15 protein-coding genes and 1 pseudogene are annotated in these 13,008 nt (G+C 58.3%); 7 read left to right on the forward strand and 9 right to left on the reverse strand.

Annotation, left to right across the window (positions count from 1 at the left end; translation table 11 throughout):
- Positions 1–106: 106 nt before the first annotated feature.
- Positions 107–424: a DUF7693 family protein gene (locus tag JFT87_RS22030; protein WP_201204537.1), complete on the forward strand. Its 318-nt coding sequence runs from the start codon at positions 107–109 to the stop codon at positions 422–424.
- 51 nt (positions 425–475) lie between these two features.
- Entirely contained in the window at positions 476–1,021 is a 546-nt protein-coding gene (locus tag JFT87_RS22035; protein ID WP_201204538.1) for a hypothetical protein, read from the forward strand.
- A gap of 38 nt (positions 1,022–1,059) precedes the next feature.
- On the opposite strand, the gene JFT87_RS22040 is transcribed toward JFT87_RS22035, so the two are convergent.
- Both JFT87_RS22040 and JFT87_RS22045 read right to left on the reverse strand, forming a co-directional pair.
- Positions 1,060–1,695 (reverse strand): hypothetical protein, encoded by a 636-nt coding sequence (locus tag JFT87_RS22040; RefSeq protein WP_201204539.1) that lies wholly within the window; start codon positions 1,693–1,695, stop codon positions 1,060–1,062.
- A gap of 128 nt (positions 1,696–1,823) precedes the next feature.
- Entirely contained in the window at positions 1,824–2,282 is a 459-nt protein-coding gene (locus JFT87_RS22045; protein WP_201204540.1) for a GNAT family N-acetyltransferase, read from the reverse strand.
- Positions 2,283–2,425: 143 nt separating this feature from the next.
- Here JFT87_RS22045 and JFT87_RS22050 point away from each other — a divergent pair, with 143 nt between their 5' ends.
- Positions 2,426–3,070, forward strand: a complete 645-nt coding sequence (locus JFT87_RS22050; protein ID WP_201204541.1) for a TetR/AcrR family transcriptional regulator — start codon at positions 2,426–2,428, stop codon at positions 3,068–3,070.
- A 96-nt stretch (positions 3,071–3,166) separates the two neighbouring features.
- Here the strand turns inward: JFT87_RS22050 and JFT87_RS22055 are convergent, their stop codons facing one another.
- Positions 3,167–4,177 (reverse strand): lysozyme inhibitor LprI family protein, encoded by a 1,011-nt coding sequence (locus JFT87_RS22055; protein WP_201204543.1) that lies wholly within the window; start codon positions 4,175–4,177, stop codon positions 3,167–3,169.
- Between the two features lie 913 nt (positions 4,178–5,090).
- Complete coding sequence (gene ggt, locus JFT87_RS22060; protein ID WP_201204544.1) at positions 5,091–6,818, reverse strand: gamma-glutamyltransferase; 1,728 nt, start codon at positions 6,816–6,818, stop codon at positions 5,091–5,093.
- A 150-nt stretch (positions 6,819–6,968) separates the two neighbouring features.
- On the opposite strand from ggt, the gene JFT87_RS22065 reads away from it, so the two are divergent.
- The gene (locus JFT87_RS22065; protein ID WP_201204545.1) at positions 6,969–7,484 is read left to right on the forward strand and encodes a methylated-DNA--[protein]-cysteine S-methyltransferase; all 516 of its coding nucleotides are present in this window, start codon (positions 6,969–6,971) and stop codon (positions 7,482–7,484) included.
- 98 nt (positions 7,485–7,582) lie between these two features.
- On the opposite strand, the gene JFT87_RS22070 is transcribed toward JFT87_RS22065, so the two are convergent.
- The 4 genes and pseudogenes from JFT87_RS22070 to JFT87_RS22085 all read right to left on the reverse strand — a co-directional run bounded on the left by JFT87_RS22070 (position 7,583) and on the right by JFT87_RS22085 (position 10,653).
- Positions 7,583–8,170, reverse strand: a complete 588-nt coding sequence (locus tag JFT87_RS22070; protein ID WP_201204546.1) for an NUDIX domain-containing protein — start codon at positions 8,168–8,170, stop codon at positions 7,583–7,585.
- Between the two features lie 144 nt (positions 8,171–8,314).
- A pseudogene (locus JFT87_RS22075) lies at positions 8,315–9,316 on the reverse strand (chitinase); the annotation flags it as partial.
- Positions 9,317–9,357: 41 nt separating this feature from the next.
- Positions 9,358–9,993, reverse strand: coding sequence for a lytic polysaccharide monooxygenase auxiliary activity family 9 protein (locus tag JFT87_RS22080; RefSeq protein ID WP_201204548.1), 636 nt, complete (start codon positions 9,991–9,993; stop codon positions 9,358–9,360).
- Positions 9,994–10,215: 222 nt separating this feature from the next.
- A complete protein-coding gene (locus tag JFT87_RS22085; RefSeq protein WP_201204549.1) occupies positions 10,216–10,653 on the reverse strand; it encodes a hemerythrin domain-containing protein in 438 nt (145 codons plus the stop codon).
- Positions 10,654–10,802: 149 nt separating this feature from the next.
- Between JFT87_RS22085 and JFT87_RS22090 the strand changes: the two genes are divergently transcribed.
- Positions 10,803–11,228, forward strand: a complete 426-nt coding sequence (locus JFT87_RS22090; protein ID WP_201204551.1) for a GNAT family N-acetyltransferase — start codon at positions 10,803–10,805, stop codon at positions 11,226–11,228.
- A 110-nt stretch (positions 11,229–11,338) separates the two neighbouring features.
- On the opposite strand, the gene JFT87_RS22095 is transcribed toward JFT87_RS22090, so the two are convergent.
- Positions 11,339–11,689 carry a hypothetical protein gene (locus JFT87_RS22095; protein WP_201204553.1) on the reverse strand — a complete coding sequence of 117 codons (351 nt, stop codon included), beginning with the start codon at positions 11,687–11,689 and terminating at the stop codon, positions 11,339–11,341.
- A 133-nt stretch (positions 11,690–11,822) separates the two neighbouring features.
- Between JFT87_RS22095 and JFT87_RS22100 the strand changes: the two genes are divergently transcribed.
- Both JFT87_RS22100 and JFT87_RS22105 read left to right on the forward strand, forming a co-directional pair.
- On the forward strand, positions 11,823–12,152 hold the full coding sequence (locus tag JFT87_RS22100) for a DUF6388 family protein (RefSeq protein WP_201204554.1): 330 nt from the start codon (positions 11,823–11,825) through the stop codon (positions 12,150–12,152).
- A gap of 25 nt (positions 12,153–12,177) precedes the next feature.
- Entirely contained in the window at positions 12,178–12,882 is a 705-nt protein-coding gene (locus JFT87_RS22105; protein ID WP_201204555.1) for a YoaK family protein, read from the forward strand.
- Positions 12,883–13,008 lie beyond the last annotated feature (126 nt).

Consider the following 13,008-nt stretch of genomic DNA (forward strand, 5'->3'; position numbering starts at 1 on the left):
AAGAGGGTTGCGGATGTTACGGAATTGTCCCGGATCGGGCCAGTGTCGCTGACACCTGGCGACGCGGGCTTTATGCTGGCGCGTTTCTGTATTCGCCGAGTTCAACATGTCTGAATTTCTGACTGCCCGCGAAGTTTGCCAGCGCTTGCGCGACGCTGCGTTGGGCGTACTTGCCTGCAAAGTGTGCGAAGCGCCGACCGAGGCCGGACTGGTCACGGTCGATATCGAGGGTTGGCGCCTGCTGCTGGATTTTACCGATGGGCGTTTGCATCACTGTGAATACGCCCGCCACTGCGACGGGCAGGAAGGCGCGCTGGATACATGGCAGCGTTATGGCACTGATCCGGTGAATTTGCTCAGTACCTGGGAATTGGCGCAAATCGAGAACTTGCTGATGGCTCAGATAAACAAGGTTGCTCGATGATGGCACTCTGCCCATAATTCGCCTCCCTACCTATCCACGCAAGGAACTGCCGTGAAGAAGTCGCTGTTGTTGATCCCGATGTTGGCGCTGTTGCTGCAAGGGTGTGGCATGACCATGCTGCGCTACGAGCCGAATTACGAGAACGTCCAGAAGCTCAAGCAAACCCCGCCGCTGCATGCGATCAGCAATCCGCAGGTCACCGCTCAATCCGGTGAAGGTTCGCTGACAGTGCGCGCCAATCCGATTCGCTCGCCATCCGGCAGCATTCCGGCACACATTCAGGATGCGATCAGTGAAGAACTGCGCAAGGCCGGTCTGCTTGACCCGCAAGCTCAGCGTCAGTTGAAAGTGCTGGTGGTGAAGAACGAAATGACCGCAGGCATGGGCACTGGCAACGGTGAACTTGCCGCACGTTTCACGTTGCTCAACGGCAATGATGTCGTGTACGACGCAACCAAGGATGTCAGCAGTCAATGGAGCAGCAGCTTCTTCGGGTTTATCGCGATCCCGAATGCGGTCAACGCTTACAACCCGATGTTGCGTGATCTGCTCAAAGAACTGTACAGCGATCCGCAGTTCATTCAGGCGTTGAAGTAACCGACAAAAAAGAGCCGCAATCGCGGCTCTTTTTTGCTTCACGCCCGTGGGGTGCGGGTTTCGAGTGCCGAGTATTTCAGGCTGTTGCTCTCGACCACTTGCTTGAGCAGCGCGTTGACCTGACGGGTGAACGTATCACTCATAGCCTCTTTAGGCGTGTTGGCCATCAGCGGGATGAACCAGATACCGAACCAGGTGCCAATCGCATCGTGATTGCTCGCGGTCGTCAGGGCCTGGCCTTGTCCGTCCACGGCTTCTAGGCTCATGGTGTACTGATCGGTGCCGTAAGCCGGAATCACCATCATGCTGAAACCACTGATAAACGCCAGCGCCATCGAGCCGGCGTTCGGCGGATGGTTGTACACCTTCAAGCGCAGGTTGTAATCGCCAGGCTGCTTCTGGAATTCGTCGAGCGTGACACGGCCGAACAGACCGGAGTCAGTGAGAATTTTCTGCAGTTGTGGCTTGAGTTGGTCGCGCCCTTGCGGCACTTCTACCGCAGAAGCACTTTTAGGCTCACCGACGTAGAAGTCGAAATCGACGTAAACATTTGGCTTGTTGGCGTAGTTGGCCATCGACGGCAGAGTCACCGGCGCGACTTCGTCTTTGGTGAAACTGGCGCAACCGCCCAGCGTCAGTACCAGGCCCAACGCCAGGATTTTCCCGAACTGCATGATGTCCGTCCCTATATGAACACAGCCAAATGATGGCAATGAGCCTCTACCTCAGAAGCCGGGCGGATTCTAGAGAGAGCGAACGTCTTGGGAAAGACCGAATGGGTGAAATCGGCAAAAATATTTGCTCAGCCCTGACGCAAATCGAGCAGGTAGGTGTAATAACCCGTGTCGCGCACATACCCCAGCGACTCGTATAGACCCTGTGCGGTGACGTTGTCGGTGGCGGTTTCCAGCATCAGGCCTTTGGCGCCGGTCTCCAGGGCAAATTCGCGAGCGGTATTCATCAACACCCGACCAACGCCGCGACCACGGGCAGTCGGCGCGGTGAACAGGTCGCTGAGCAGCCAGGTGCGGTGGGCGTCGATGGAGGAAAACGTCGGGTACAACTGCACAAAACCCAGCGCCTCTCCCTGCTCGTCCAGCGCGAGAAAAATCGCCGACTCGTTGCCCGCCATGCGCTCGGCGATGAAAGTGCGCGATTGTTCGATGTTTGAGGGTTGCAGGTAAAAACCTCGATAGGCATCGAACAGTTGGGCGACTGCGTCCAGGTGTGTCGCATCCGCTCGCAGTGCCTGAATGTTCATATTCCCGCTCCGTTTCTTATAAATGATCGAAACATCATAGCGCTGTCCGTCGAGTACGCTGGCCTCACCGCTATATAGTTTTGTATATTGCGAAACCGAAATCGCCAGAACCTTTCCATGCCGTCCATCCATTCCGTGTTTCCATGAGCGCTATACGAGTCCGCAACGAGCAGTTGATCCTGGCCGCCGCCAGCGAAGAGTTTGCCGCCAAAGGCTTCGACGCCACCCAGACCCTGGACATCGCGCTGCGCGCGGGGCTGCCGAAGGCGAATCTTTATTACTACTTCCAGAGCAAGGAGAACCTCTACGCCAAGGTGCTGCTCGGGTTTGTCGAGCCGTTGCTGGAGGCCTCGGCGGTATTGCGCGAGAGCGATGATCCGATGGTGGGGTTGCAGGCTTACATCGCGGCGCGGATACGAATCGCGCGGGAGCATCCGCACATTGCCAAGGTGTTCAGCGGTGAGTTGTTGCTCGGCGGTCGGCAGTTGCCTGAGGAGTGTCGGGATTTGTTGTATGCCGAGGCTCAGCGCAATGTCGAGTGCCTGCGCAGCTGGATCGAGCGCGGGCTGCTGGCGCCGGTGGATCCGGAGCATTTGATGTTGTTTATCTGGTCGGCGACGCGCACGTATACCAATCTGGGTTGGCAGATGGGCTGCATCACCGGGCGTGCCGAGCCGCAGGATGAGGACTATCAGACGGCTGCGGAGACGATTACGCGCATGGTGCTGGAGGGCGTGGTGGTAGCGCCCCGGGTTGGGGAGATTCGTGGGGTTTTGTTTGCGACTTGAGAGTTGGAGTTGCTTGAGGGGATTTGCGGGCTGCTGTGCAGCCCATCGGGGATGAATCCCCTCGCCACAGGGATTGTGTCGTAGCAAGGGGTGGGGTCAGTGCATGAATTCGATGGGCCGATCGAGATTGGGTTTCATGCGTTCGCTCCAGACTTGCAAGGCTTGAGGCAGGCGGTTTTTCCACTTCGGTTCATTGGTGTAATAGCGCAGGCGTGATTTGCCGCCATCGTATGTCACCAGCAGTACCCAGAAGCGCGCGCCGCCGGCACGCATGACCACGCCGGTTCCGCCCAGACCGCGCATCCACATCTCGGTGACCTGACTGTCCGGGACGTCGGATGACGGTTCAGCGGTCATCAACGAACCCGACATTTCCACCGCCCTTTGGTAGTCGTTTTCAAGCAGCGCGTGCAAGGCCTGGTTGTCGGCGGGCGTTCGCACCAGGCCCAGGCTGAGCATGTCGTAATCCAGGCTCAGCCGCTGCTCCGAGGCGATAAAGCGGCCGGTGTAATACACGCCCATGCCGGCGCTGCAATAACCGCCAGCGTCCGTTTGCGAGATATCCAATACACCATTGATCGGCGTGAGCAACAGGGTGCATTCGTCCTCTGAGTAGATCGCTTTGCCGTCCTTGAGCGTGGCGACGCCCTCAAGATCGCCGGAGTTGCCGCCCTCAGCCGCCTCTATGCTGACGATGATGTGAGTGGCGTCGCGGCGCTGGGTAGTCGCGGTCGCCGACGTTGAGGTGCCGGGCGGAATCAGTTGCCAGGTCGCGTCCCAGTTGAAGGGTTGAGTGGCGTGCTCAAGTTCGGCCAGACGCATCAAATATTGACGGCGCAAGCAGGCCGTCAGATCGACACAGCCGTTGCGATTTTTCAGCCATTGGCGTTGATCGGTCTTGAGCGCCTTGGGATCGGGGACGCTGGCCAGCGTCGCGCGCCAACGCTCTGCGAGCTGCTCGTCGAGCCGCGAAAGATCCGCATCGGCACAAATGGCTTTTTCAGTTTTGCTGCCAGCGCTGGCGCAATCGAAACTGCTGGCGTGGACGACGGAGGTAAACGCGAGGGCCGTCAGCGCCAGGGCATGACGGAGGGTCAAGGCGAACATCGATAGATTCCATTCTTCAAACGGCGCGCATTATGCCAGTGATCCTCGTTGCCCGAACCGGCGCTTTCGCGAGCAAGCTCAGCTCCTACGGGTTTGGGGGGATGTTTGGAGGGTTGTGGTCACGCCGGGCATCGGTAGGAGCAAAGCTTGCTCGCGAAGACTTCGGCACAGGCAACATCTGCATCGTCTGAACCGGCGCTTTCGCGAGCAAGCTCAGCTCCTACAGGTTTTGGGGATGTTTGGAGGGTTGTGGTCACGCCGAGCAACGGTAGGAGCAAAGCTTGCTCGCGAAGACTTCGGCACAGGCAACATCTGCATCGTCTGAACCGGCGCTTTCGCGAGCAAGCTCAGCTCCTACCGGGTTTGGGGGTGTTTGGGGAGTTGTGGTCATGCCGAGCAACGGTAGGAGCAAAGCTTGCTCGCGAAGACTTCGCCACAGGCAACATCTGCATCGCCTGAACCGGCGCTTTCGCGAGCAAGCTCAGCTCCTACAGGTTTTGGGGATGTTTGGAGGGTTGTGGTCACGCTGAGCATCGGTAGGAGCAAAGCTTGCTCGCGAAGAGTTCGGCACAGGCAACATCTGCATCGTCTGAACCGGCGCTTTCGCGAGCAAGCTCAGCTCCTACCGGGTTTGGGGGTGTTGGGGAGTTGTGGTCATGCCGAGCAACGGTAGGAGCAAAGCTTGCTCGCGAAGACTTCGGCACAGGCAACATCTGCATCGTCTGAACCGGCGCTTTCGCGAGCAAGCTCAGCTCCTACCGGGTTTGGGGGTGTTGGGGAGTTGTGGTCACGCCGGGCAACGGTAGGAGCAAAGCTTGCTCGCGAAAGCGCCGGCACTGCCGGCATCGTCAGTAATGCGGTGTTGAGCCATCAAAGAAAGGGGCGGACGCGAGCCCGCCCCGTTTTAACTCCCTCAATAGCCCAGTGACAACCCGGTATTCCTGCGTGGATCATTCGCCCCATAGAAGCGATTCTTGCCCACCGGCTTGCCTCCCAGCGAAGGTGCCCCGACCAGAATCGCCGCCACATGATTGGCATCCTGTGGCTTGGCAAATTTATGCCCCCAACTTTCGAGGATCTTCACCGTATCCGGACTGGTGGTGAAGGTCTCCAGGTTGGTCTCTTCCGGCAACCACTGCTGGTGGAAACGCGGCGCATCCACGGCTTCCTGAATGTTCATGCCGTAGTCGATCACGTTGAGGATGGTCAGCAAGGTCGCGGTGATGATGCGGCTACCTCCAGGGGTGCCGACGACCATGACCACTTTGCCGTCCTTGGTGACGATGGTCGGGCTCATCGACGACAACGGCGCCTTGCCGGGCGCGATGGCATTGGCCTCGCCTTGCACCAGGCCGTACATGTTTGGCACGCCGATTTTCGAAGTGAAGTCGTCCATTTCATCGTTGAGGATCACCCCGGTTTTGCTGGCCATGACGCCGGCGCCGAACCAGTCGTTGAGGGTGTAGGTCATCGACACCGCGTTGCCCCACTTGTCGACGATGGAGAAGTGCGTGGTGTTGCTGCCCTCATGCGGCGCTACGCCAGGTTTGATCTCGCGGGACACGCCAGCCTTTTGCGGTTCGATGGCGGCGCGCAGTTTGGTCGCGTAGTTTTTGTCGAGCAGGTGGGCGATCGGATTTTTCACGAAGTCCGGGTCGCCGAGGTAGCTGTTGCGGTCCACATAGGCGTGGCGCATCGCTTCAATCTGATAATGCATGCCTTGGGCCGAGTGGTAGCCCAAGTCTTTCATCGGGTAGCCGTCGAGGATGTTCATGATCTCGCAAATCACCACGCCGCCGGAGCTTGGCGGTGGCGCCGAGACCACGTGGTAGCCGCGATAATCGCACTCCACCGGGGCCAGTTCACGGGTCTTGTATTTATCGAGGTCGGCCTGGGTGATGATGCCTTTGTTGGCCTGGCTGGACGTGACGATCGCGTCGGCCACCCAACCTTTATAGAAACCGTCGGCGCCCTTCTCGGAGATCTCCCGCAGGGTTTTGCCCAGGTCTTTTTGCACCAGCTTCTGCCCGACTTGCATCGGCTCGCCGTTACTCAGGAAGATCGAACCCGAATCGCGCATGTCCTTCTTGAACACGTCAGTCGCGGTTTCCAGCAGATCGACATCTCCCTGCTCCAGCACGAAGCCTTCTTCGGCGAACTTGATCGCCGGGGCGATCACTTCCTTGCGAGGTTTGGTGCCGTATTTGCTCAGGGCCAGCTCCATGCCGGACACAGTGCCCGGCACGCCCACGGCCAAGTGGCCACGGGTGCTCAGGTCCGGGACGACATTGCCGTCCTTGTCCAGATACATGTTGGCGGTGGCCGCCAGCGGGGCTTTTTCGCGGAAATCGAGGAAGGTCTTGCGCCCGTCCGCCAGTTGAATGGTCATGAAACCACCGCCGCCCAGGTTGCCCGCCGCGGGATAAACCACCGCCAGCGCATAGGCGACCGCGACGGCGGCATCTACGGCGTTGCCGCCGTTCTTGAGTTCATCCACGCCCACGTGAGTGGCCAGATGCTGGGCGGTGACCACCATGCCGTTTTCGGCTGCAACCGGGGCCACGGAGGCGGCGTAAGCACTGAGGCAACTGAGCGCCAATGAGGTCGCTATCAGCGATTTGGCAAAAGGTTCGAACGTCATGATTCGGTCTCTTTTTTTGTTTTTAGGCTCTGTATCAAACAGAGGGAACGCTTCAAGAGCACTAGCCAGTATGGCTGGGATTGCGTATTGCGCCTCTCTGATCAGGCAGTATGCTGAGCGCCTGTTCAGCCTTTTTCGGAGTCCGCCGGCATGACCTACACCTGCACCACCATGCCCTCCCCGGTCGGCGAGTTGAAGCTGGTCGCGAACGGCTCAAGACTGGCGGCCATCCTCTGGGAAAACGACAAACCAAACCGAGTACGGCTCGGGCCGATGACTGAAGCAGCGGACAATCCGATCCTGATGCGCGCGGTTAAACAGTTGCAGGAATACTTTGCCGGCACGCGCAATCAGTTCGATCTGGAGCTGGATTTTGTCGGGACCGAGTTCCAGAAGAAGGTCTGGCAAGCGCTGCTGACCATTCCCTTTGGCGAGACCCGTAGCTATAGCCAGATTGCCGAACAGATTGGCAATCCGAGTGCAGTTCGGGCCGTGGGTGCGGCGAATGGGCGAAATCCGATTTCCATCATTGCACCGTGCCACCGGGTTATTGGGGCGTCGGGGAAGTTGACGGGGTTTGCCGGGGGGCTTGAGGCGAAGGAGCGATTGTTGACGCTGGAGGGTGGTGACTGGGCACAGGTCGGTAAAACCGGGGATTTGTTTTAGTCAGTTAAAACAGATCAAGGGATCGCAGCCTTCGGCAGTTCCTGCCCTGGAATGCGTTTTCCTGTAGGAACTGCCGAAGGCTGCGATCTTTTGATTGATCAGGTAAACAGGTTTTTCATCGCCGCATACTGCAACAGCATGATGGTCTTCGCATCGCAGATCTCGCCGCGATAAAACGCCTCAAGCGCCTCGTCGAACTTCCACTCCAGCACTTCAAGCTCTTCAGTCTCGTCTTCCAGCCCACCGCCATCGCTGACTTTCGATGCTGCGTCATATTCGGCGATGAAGAAGTGCAGTTTTTCGGTGACTGAGCCGGGGCTCATGTAGGACTCGAAGACCTTTTGCACGTGGTGAACGCGATAGCCGGTTTCCTCTTCGGCTTCAGCGCGGATGCGCTCTTCAGGTGCCGCGCCTTCGAGCAACCCCGCCGCCACTTCAATCAGCAAACCATCGTGGCCGTTGACGAAAACCGGCAGCCGAAACTGACGTGTCAGCACGACAGTTCTTTTCTCGCGGTTAAACAGCAGAATCGCCGCACCATTGCCACGGTCATAGACCTCACGGGTCTGGCGCTGCCACTCGCCGTTATTGCGCTGGTAGTCGAAGGTGATTTTCTTCAGCAGGTACCAGTCGTGGGACAACACCTGTGATTCGATGATGTTGACCCTATCGGCTGTATTTGCCATGACACCGCATCCTTTTTTTGTCAGAAGAGCCCCCATGGTAGGCGAAAACCAAAAAGCCCGGCATCTCTGCCGGGCTTCTTTTTACGGTTGGCTGGCGACTTCAGGCGCCGCGTGCTCTTCCTCGTGGGTAGAAAGCCGCTTGCCGTTGATCAACGGCCCGTAGCGACGGCTGAACTCCCAGTTGTACGGCACGTGGTCTTTGTTGACCCCGTTATCCCAGTTCACCGACCAGGTCATCAGGCCTTTGATCGAAAGCCCTTTGGCGTCGAGACGCTTGAAGGCATTCACCACTGCCGCCGGGTCGATCACGTAACCCGTGGCCGCGGCATCGACGTTGGTCGGCAAGCCGATCACGAACTTGTCCGCCGGGATTTTGGTGAACCCGCGAGTACCGCTCACCAGACTTTCGGTCAGGTAAAACAGGAAGTCCTCTTTCATCGCGTCGTTGTTTTGGGCAATCCACGCGCCAGCGCCGTTATTGGCTTCCTGCACCCAAACCCCGTCACCGCCCTGGTTGTAATACTGCGGGGCGATGAAGTCGTAATAACCTTCCAGGGCCTGGATATAGCCGACATATTTGCCGGCGGTGGTCAGGTACGGGAATTCCGGCGCCATGCTGATGATGAAGTGTTTGCCTTCACCGGCGTAATGGTCTTTGACCAGTTTCAGCGCGGCGGGCAGGACGGTCTTGTTGTCGGCGAAATCAATCGCGCTTTGCTCAAGATCGATGTCCAGCCCATCGAAGCCGTAGGTTTCCACCAGACGGATGATTTCGTTGGCCAGTGGCTGTTCGTTACCTTTGTGCAGCTCGATGTGCGCATCGGCACCGCCGAGGGAAATCAGCACCACCCTACCCTGGCTGTTCAGCACGCCGACCTGGCGCCGGAACTCGGCGTCGGACAGGTTGTACGGTTTGAAGGTCGGAATGCCATTACCCTTCATGAAGGCCACGGCCACCACGTTGTAATCCTTGGGCACGTCCTGCAGCGCGATGTTGGCAAATTGGCCACGCTGGTAACCGTCACTCGGCCCGGCGGGCCAGTTATGCCAGAAGCCCATCAGGATTTTTTTGCCGGCAATGCTCGGCATCAACGAAGCAGCGTCGCTCAGTTGAGATTTCATTAACGTAAAGTCGATCTTTGACATGTTCTATTCCTTCAGAACGTGTGGGGGTTAACGCTGTCGGCTTACTTGAAGTCCACGTCGAACGCTTGATAGAAGGCGTTGCCGGTGTTGGCCACGATCCACACCAGCACGATCACGTGATGGCCGCTTTTATTGCCCGGCAATTTCACTTCGTGGTTGACCTTGGCCTTCATTTCTTCGGAATGGCTGTAGTACGGAACCTGGGTGTAGAAGTCGTCGAAAAACGATTTCGGCTCCAGTTGCGCACGGCTGATGCGCTGTTTCGGGTCCCAGCCATCCTTGGTGATAAACCAGCTGTAGCCACGAGTGACGTGGGGAGCGGTGTATTCCCAGGTGACTTCGAGGACCTGCCCCGGGGTGACATTCAGCAGTGGCCAGGCGAACGGACGGTTGAGCTTTTTGCTCAGTTCCTCGTTGGTGAAGTTCACACAATCGCGGGCATCGGTCTTGCCACCGCTGAGAATGTAGCCATCAGCCGGCGGCGCGACACTGGCCGAGTCGGTCTGGTATGGCGCAGGAAACGGACCGGCCACCAATGCCGGGAAGTTCTTGCCTCCCTCCATTTCGTTAACCTGCCAGGCGCCGAGCAATCCTTGCTCGATAGCGACCGCACCGCGGCTCGCCGGGGAGGTAACGCGACCGTGTCGCAGTTGGGTTTGTGCTTGTGGTTGATTCATGTTTTTCACTCCGTTGATTTAAGAACTCTCCCTTCCGAGGAGAGGCCTTCAAGCTAACGGAGGTGGTTTTTTGTCCATCGGCGCTTTTGTCGCACTCAGACAAGGCACACCCCGCAAAATCACGAAAAGACTGGATGGATGAACAGTGTATTGCGAGCCGTCGCACTCGGCGTGTAGGCAAAGGCGTACGCGCCGAGGCTACGAAAACCTGCATTCAGCGATTTACGGCAGTTGCGCCTGGAACTCTTTTTCGTATTGCCCGGCGAGTTGCACTTTCTGTTTTTCATCAAGCAGTTTGCCGGCCATCTGGAAGAACTTCTGCTCTTCTTCCTTGAGGTGGTGATGGACCTTTTCGGACAACTTTTTCGCCGTCACCAGCCACGTCGGATCAGACATCTGTGTCTCATCCAGCGTCTCCATCATTTCGTCCATTTCATGGTGTTCGGAAATGGCATGACGGCTCAGATCGACTCCGTTGTCGAACTCCATCAGCGGAATGTAGAAATACCGTTCTTCCGCGGTTTCGTGGGCCTGGAGCTCGGATTTAAGCCGTTTGTAGGCCTCGGTCCGTTCCGGGGTGTCACCGCTGGTCTGGATCAGCGCGTCGGCATAGCTGCGCTGGCGGTCGTGGCTTTCGCGCAAGGCTTCGAAAATGTTCATTGGCTATCCTCATCAACCGCGTTCTGGAATGACGCTGTAAAGGCTAGACCTCGGCATTTGCGCAGCGGTTCCACCGGTTTTGCGCAGAGGCTTGGAACGCGACCGTCGAGCAGGATAGTCTGGCGTCCCAGACCACAAGGAAGTCATGCATGAACTTGCGTATCGAGCTGTCGCAGAACCCCAACGAAGAACAACGCAACGCGATTCTGGCACCATTGCGAGCCCATAACGTTGCCAAGGCCGGGCCGTCGAAGCTCGAGCCGTTGGCGCTGTTGGTGCGCGATGAGCACGACGCGATACTGGGCGGCCTGTATGGCCACACGTTTTATCGCTGGTTATTCATTGAACTGCTGGCGGTGCCGGAACAAGGTCGCGGGCAGGGCATCGGATCGCAACTGATGCAGATGGCTGAAGACTTTGCACGCAAGAACGATTGCGTCGGGATCTGGCTCGATACTTTCTCGTTTCAGGCGCCGGAGTTTTACCGGAAGGTGGGATACGTCGAGTGTGGCGAGATTGTCGATTATCCGCTGGGGCATAAGCGGCATTTCTTCCAGAAGCGGCTTGTAGGCTGACCGGAGCGACCCCATCGCGAGCAGGCTCATTCCTGCATTGTTCGTGTCGTTCACAACTCCAATGCAGAAGTAAGCCTGCTCGCGATGGCGGCGTTTGTCTCACAGCATTCTCAGAGGCAGGTCGCCAACGCCGCCAATCGGCGCTTGGCCACGAAATCATCGTGCTGCGCGTAGTAACTCAGCACCGTGCCGGACGCATTGCTGGACAAGTCCACAAACGATTCCGCCGAACGGGTGTAGACCGTAGAACCGCCCTTGCGGCCCGGTTGCAGGTAAGCCCCGGCATCAATCCCGAACACCGCCTCGTCCTGCCAGGCGAATTGCACGCATTGGGCAACGACTTTTTCCGGTTTGTCCGAGTTCAGGACCTTGGTCGGGGATTTGGTGCGGGAGTCATCCATCACCGAGCCCGCGCATCCCGCCAGCAGGGTTGCGGCCAGCGCCACCATCAGAATTCGCATTGTGTTCGCTCATCAAGAAAAAGCGGACTGTATCACCGTGGCGCGGCGTATCGTTCTGCTTTACTTCATTTATACCGCGACACGCACGCACCGCTGCGGCAACCTAAGGTCATCAGCCTCACAAGGAAAACCCATGGCGCCTACCGATCAGCGACATGAACACGCCCTGAAAATGTTTCTCGACGCGCGACCTGACTTGCGCGAAACCCTCGACCATCTCAATCCATTGCTGGCCCAGGCCAAAGGCGAAACCCAGGCACAGTATCGTGAAGAGCGTCTGCACGAAGCCTTTGAGGCGGAAGCAGAACATCTTGGATTGTTCGCCTGGGAACTGACGCTGCAACTGACCGCTGATTCGCCTGAGGAGTATCAGGCGCAGCGTCTGGAAGTGCACCGTGAAGTGGCGGAAATGGCCGGGATGGACTGGCTGGAATACTGCGAACTGTATGGCATAGAACCGTAACCGCCACTCAAGGACTCTTGTATCGATGCTGCCCTCGACCTCAACCCGGCATGCCAGTCCCGGTCATCTGCACACGCAGAAATGGCGCGGTCGCGTGGGACTGGCGCTGGTCGCGAGCCTGTCGGTACTGGCTGGCATGACCGACGCCATCGGTTTCATGGCCAGCGGCGATTTCGTCTCGTTCATGAGCGGTAACACCACTCGATTGGCGGTGGCGATCAGTGATGGCGACTGGGGGCTGGCGTTGCGCCTGGTCATCCTCGTGGCCACGTTTATAGTCGGCAATGCCTTGGGCGTGTTGATCGCACGGCTGGGCGGCCGGCGCACGTTGCCGTTGCTGCTGTGCATCGCCACCCTGCTCTGCGCAGCGGCAGCCTGGCCTGCCGACGCGCAGTTGCCAGCGCTGCTGGCGGCGATTGTCGCGATGGGCATGCTTAACGCAGCCGTCGAAGAAGTGAACGGTCTGCCGGTCGGGTTGACCTACGTGACCGGGGCACTGTCGCGATTCGGCCGAGGACTGGGGCGCTGGATGCTCGGCGAGCGCCGCAGCGGCTGGCGGGTGCAACTGGTGCCGTGGAGCGGCATGTTTGTCGGGGCGATTCTGGGTGCAGTGCTGGAACATCATCTGGGGCTCAAGGCCTTGTTCGTCAGCGGCTTGCTGGCGGCGATCCTGGGATTGTTGTCCCTGACCATCCCCCGTCGCTGGCAGCTCGGCTACATGCCCCGCTGAAAACGCACTTAATACTGTAGGAGCTGCGGCACGCTGCGATCTTTTGATCTTGATTTTAAAAAGCGAGATCAAAAGATCGCAGCCTCGTTTCACTCGGCAGCTCCTACAAGCTCATTCACTCAGGCA

It is taken from the genome of Pseudomonas sp. TH15, assembly GCF_016651105.1.
In the GTDB taxonomy this organism is placed as follows: domain Bacteria; phylum Pseudomonadota; class Gammaproteobacteria; order Pseudomonadales; family Pseudomonadaceae; genus Aquipseudomonas.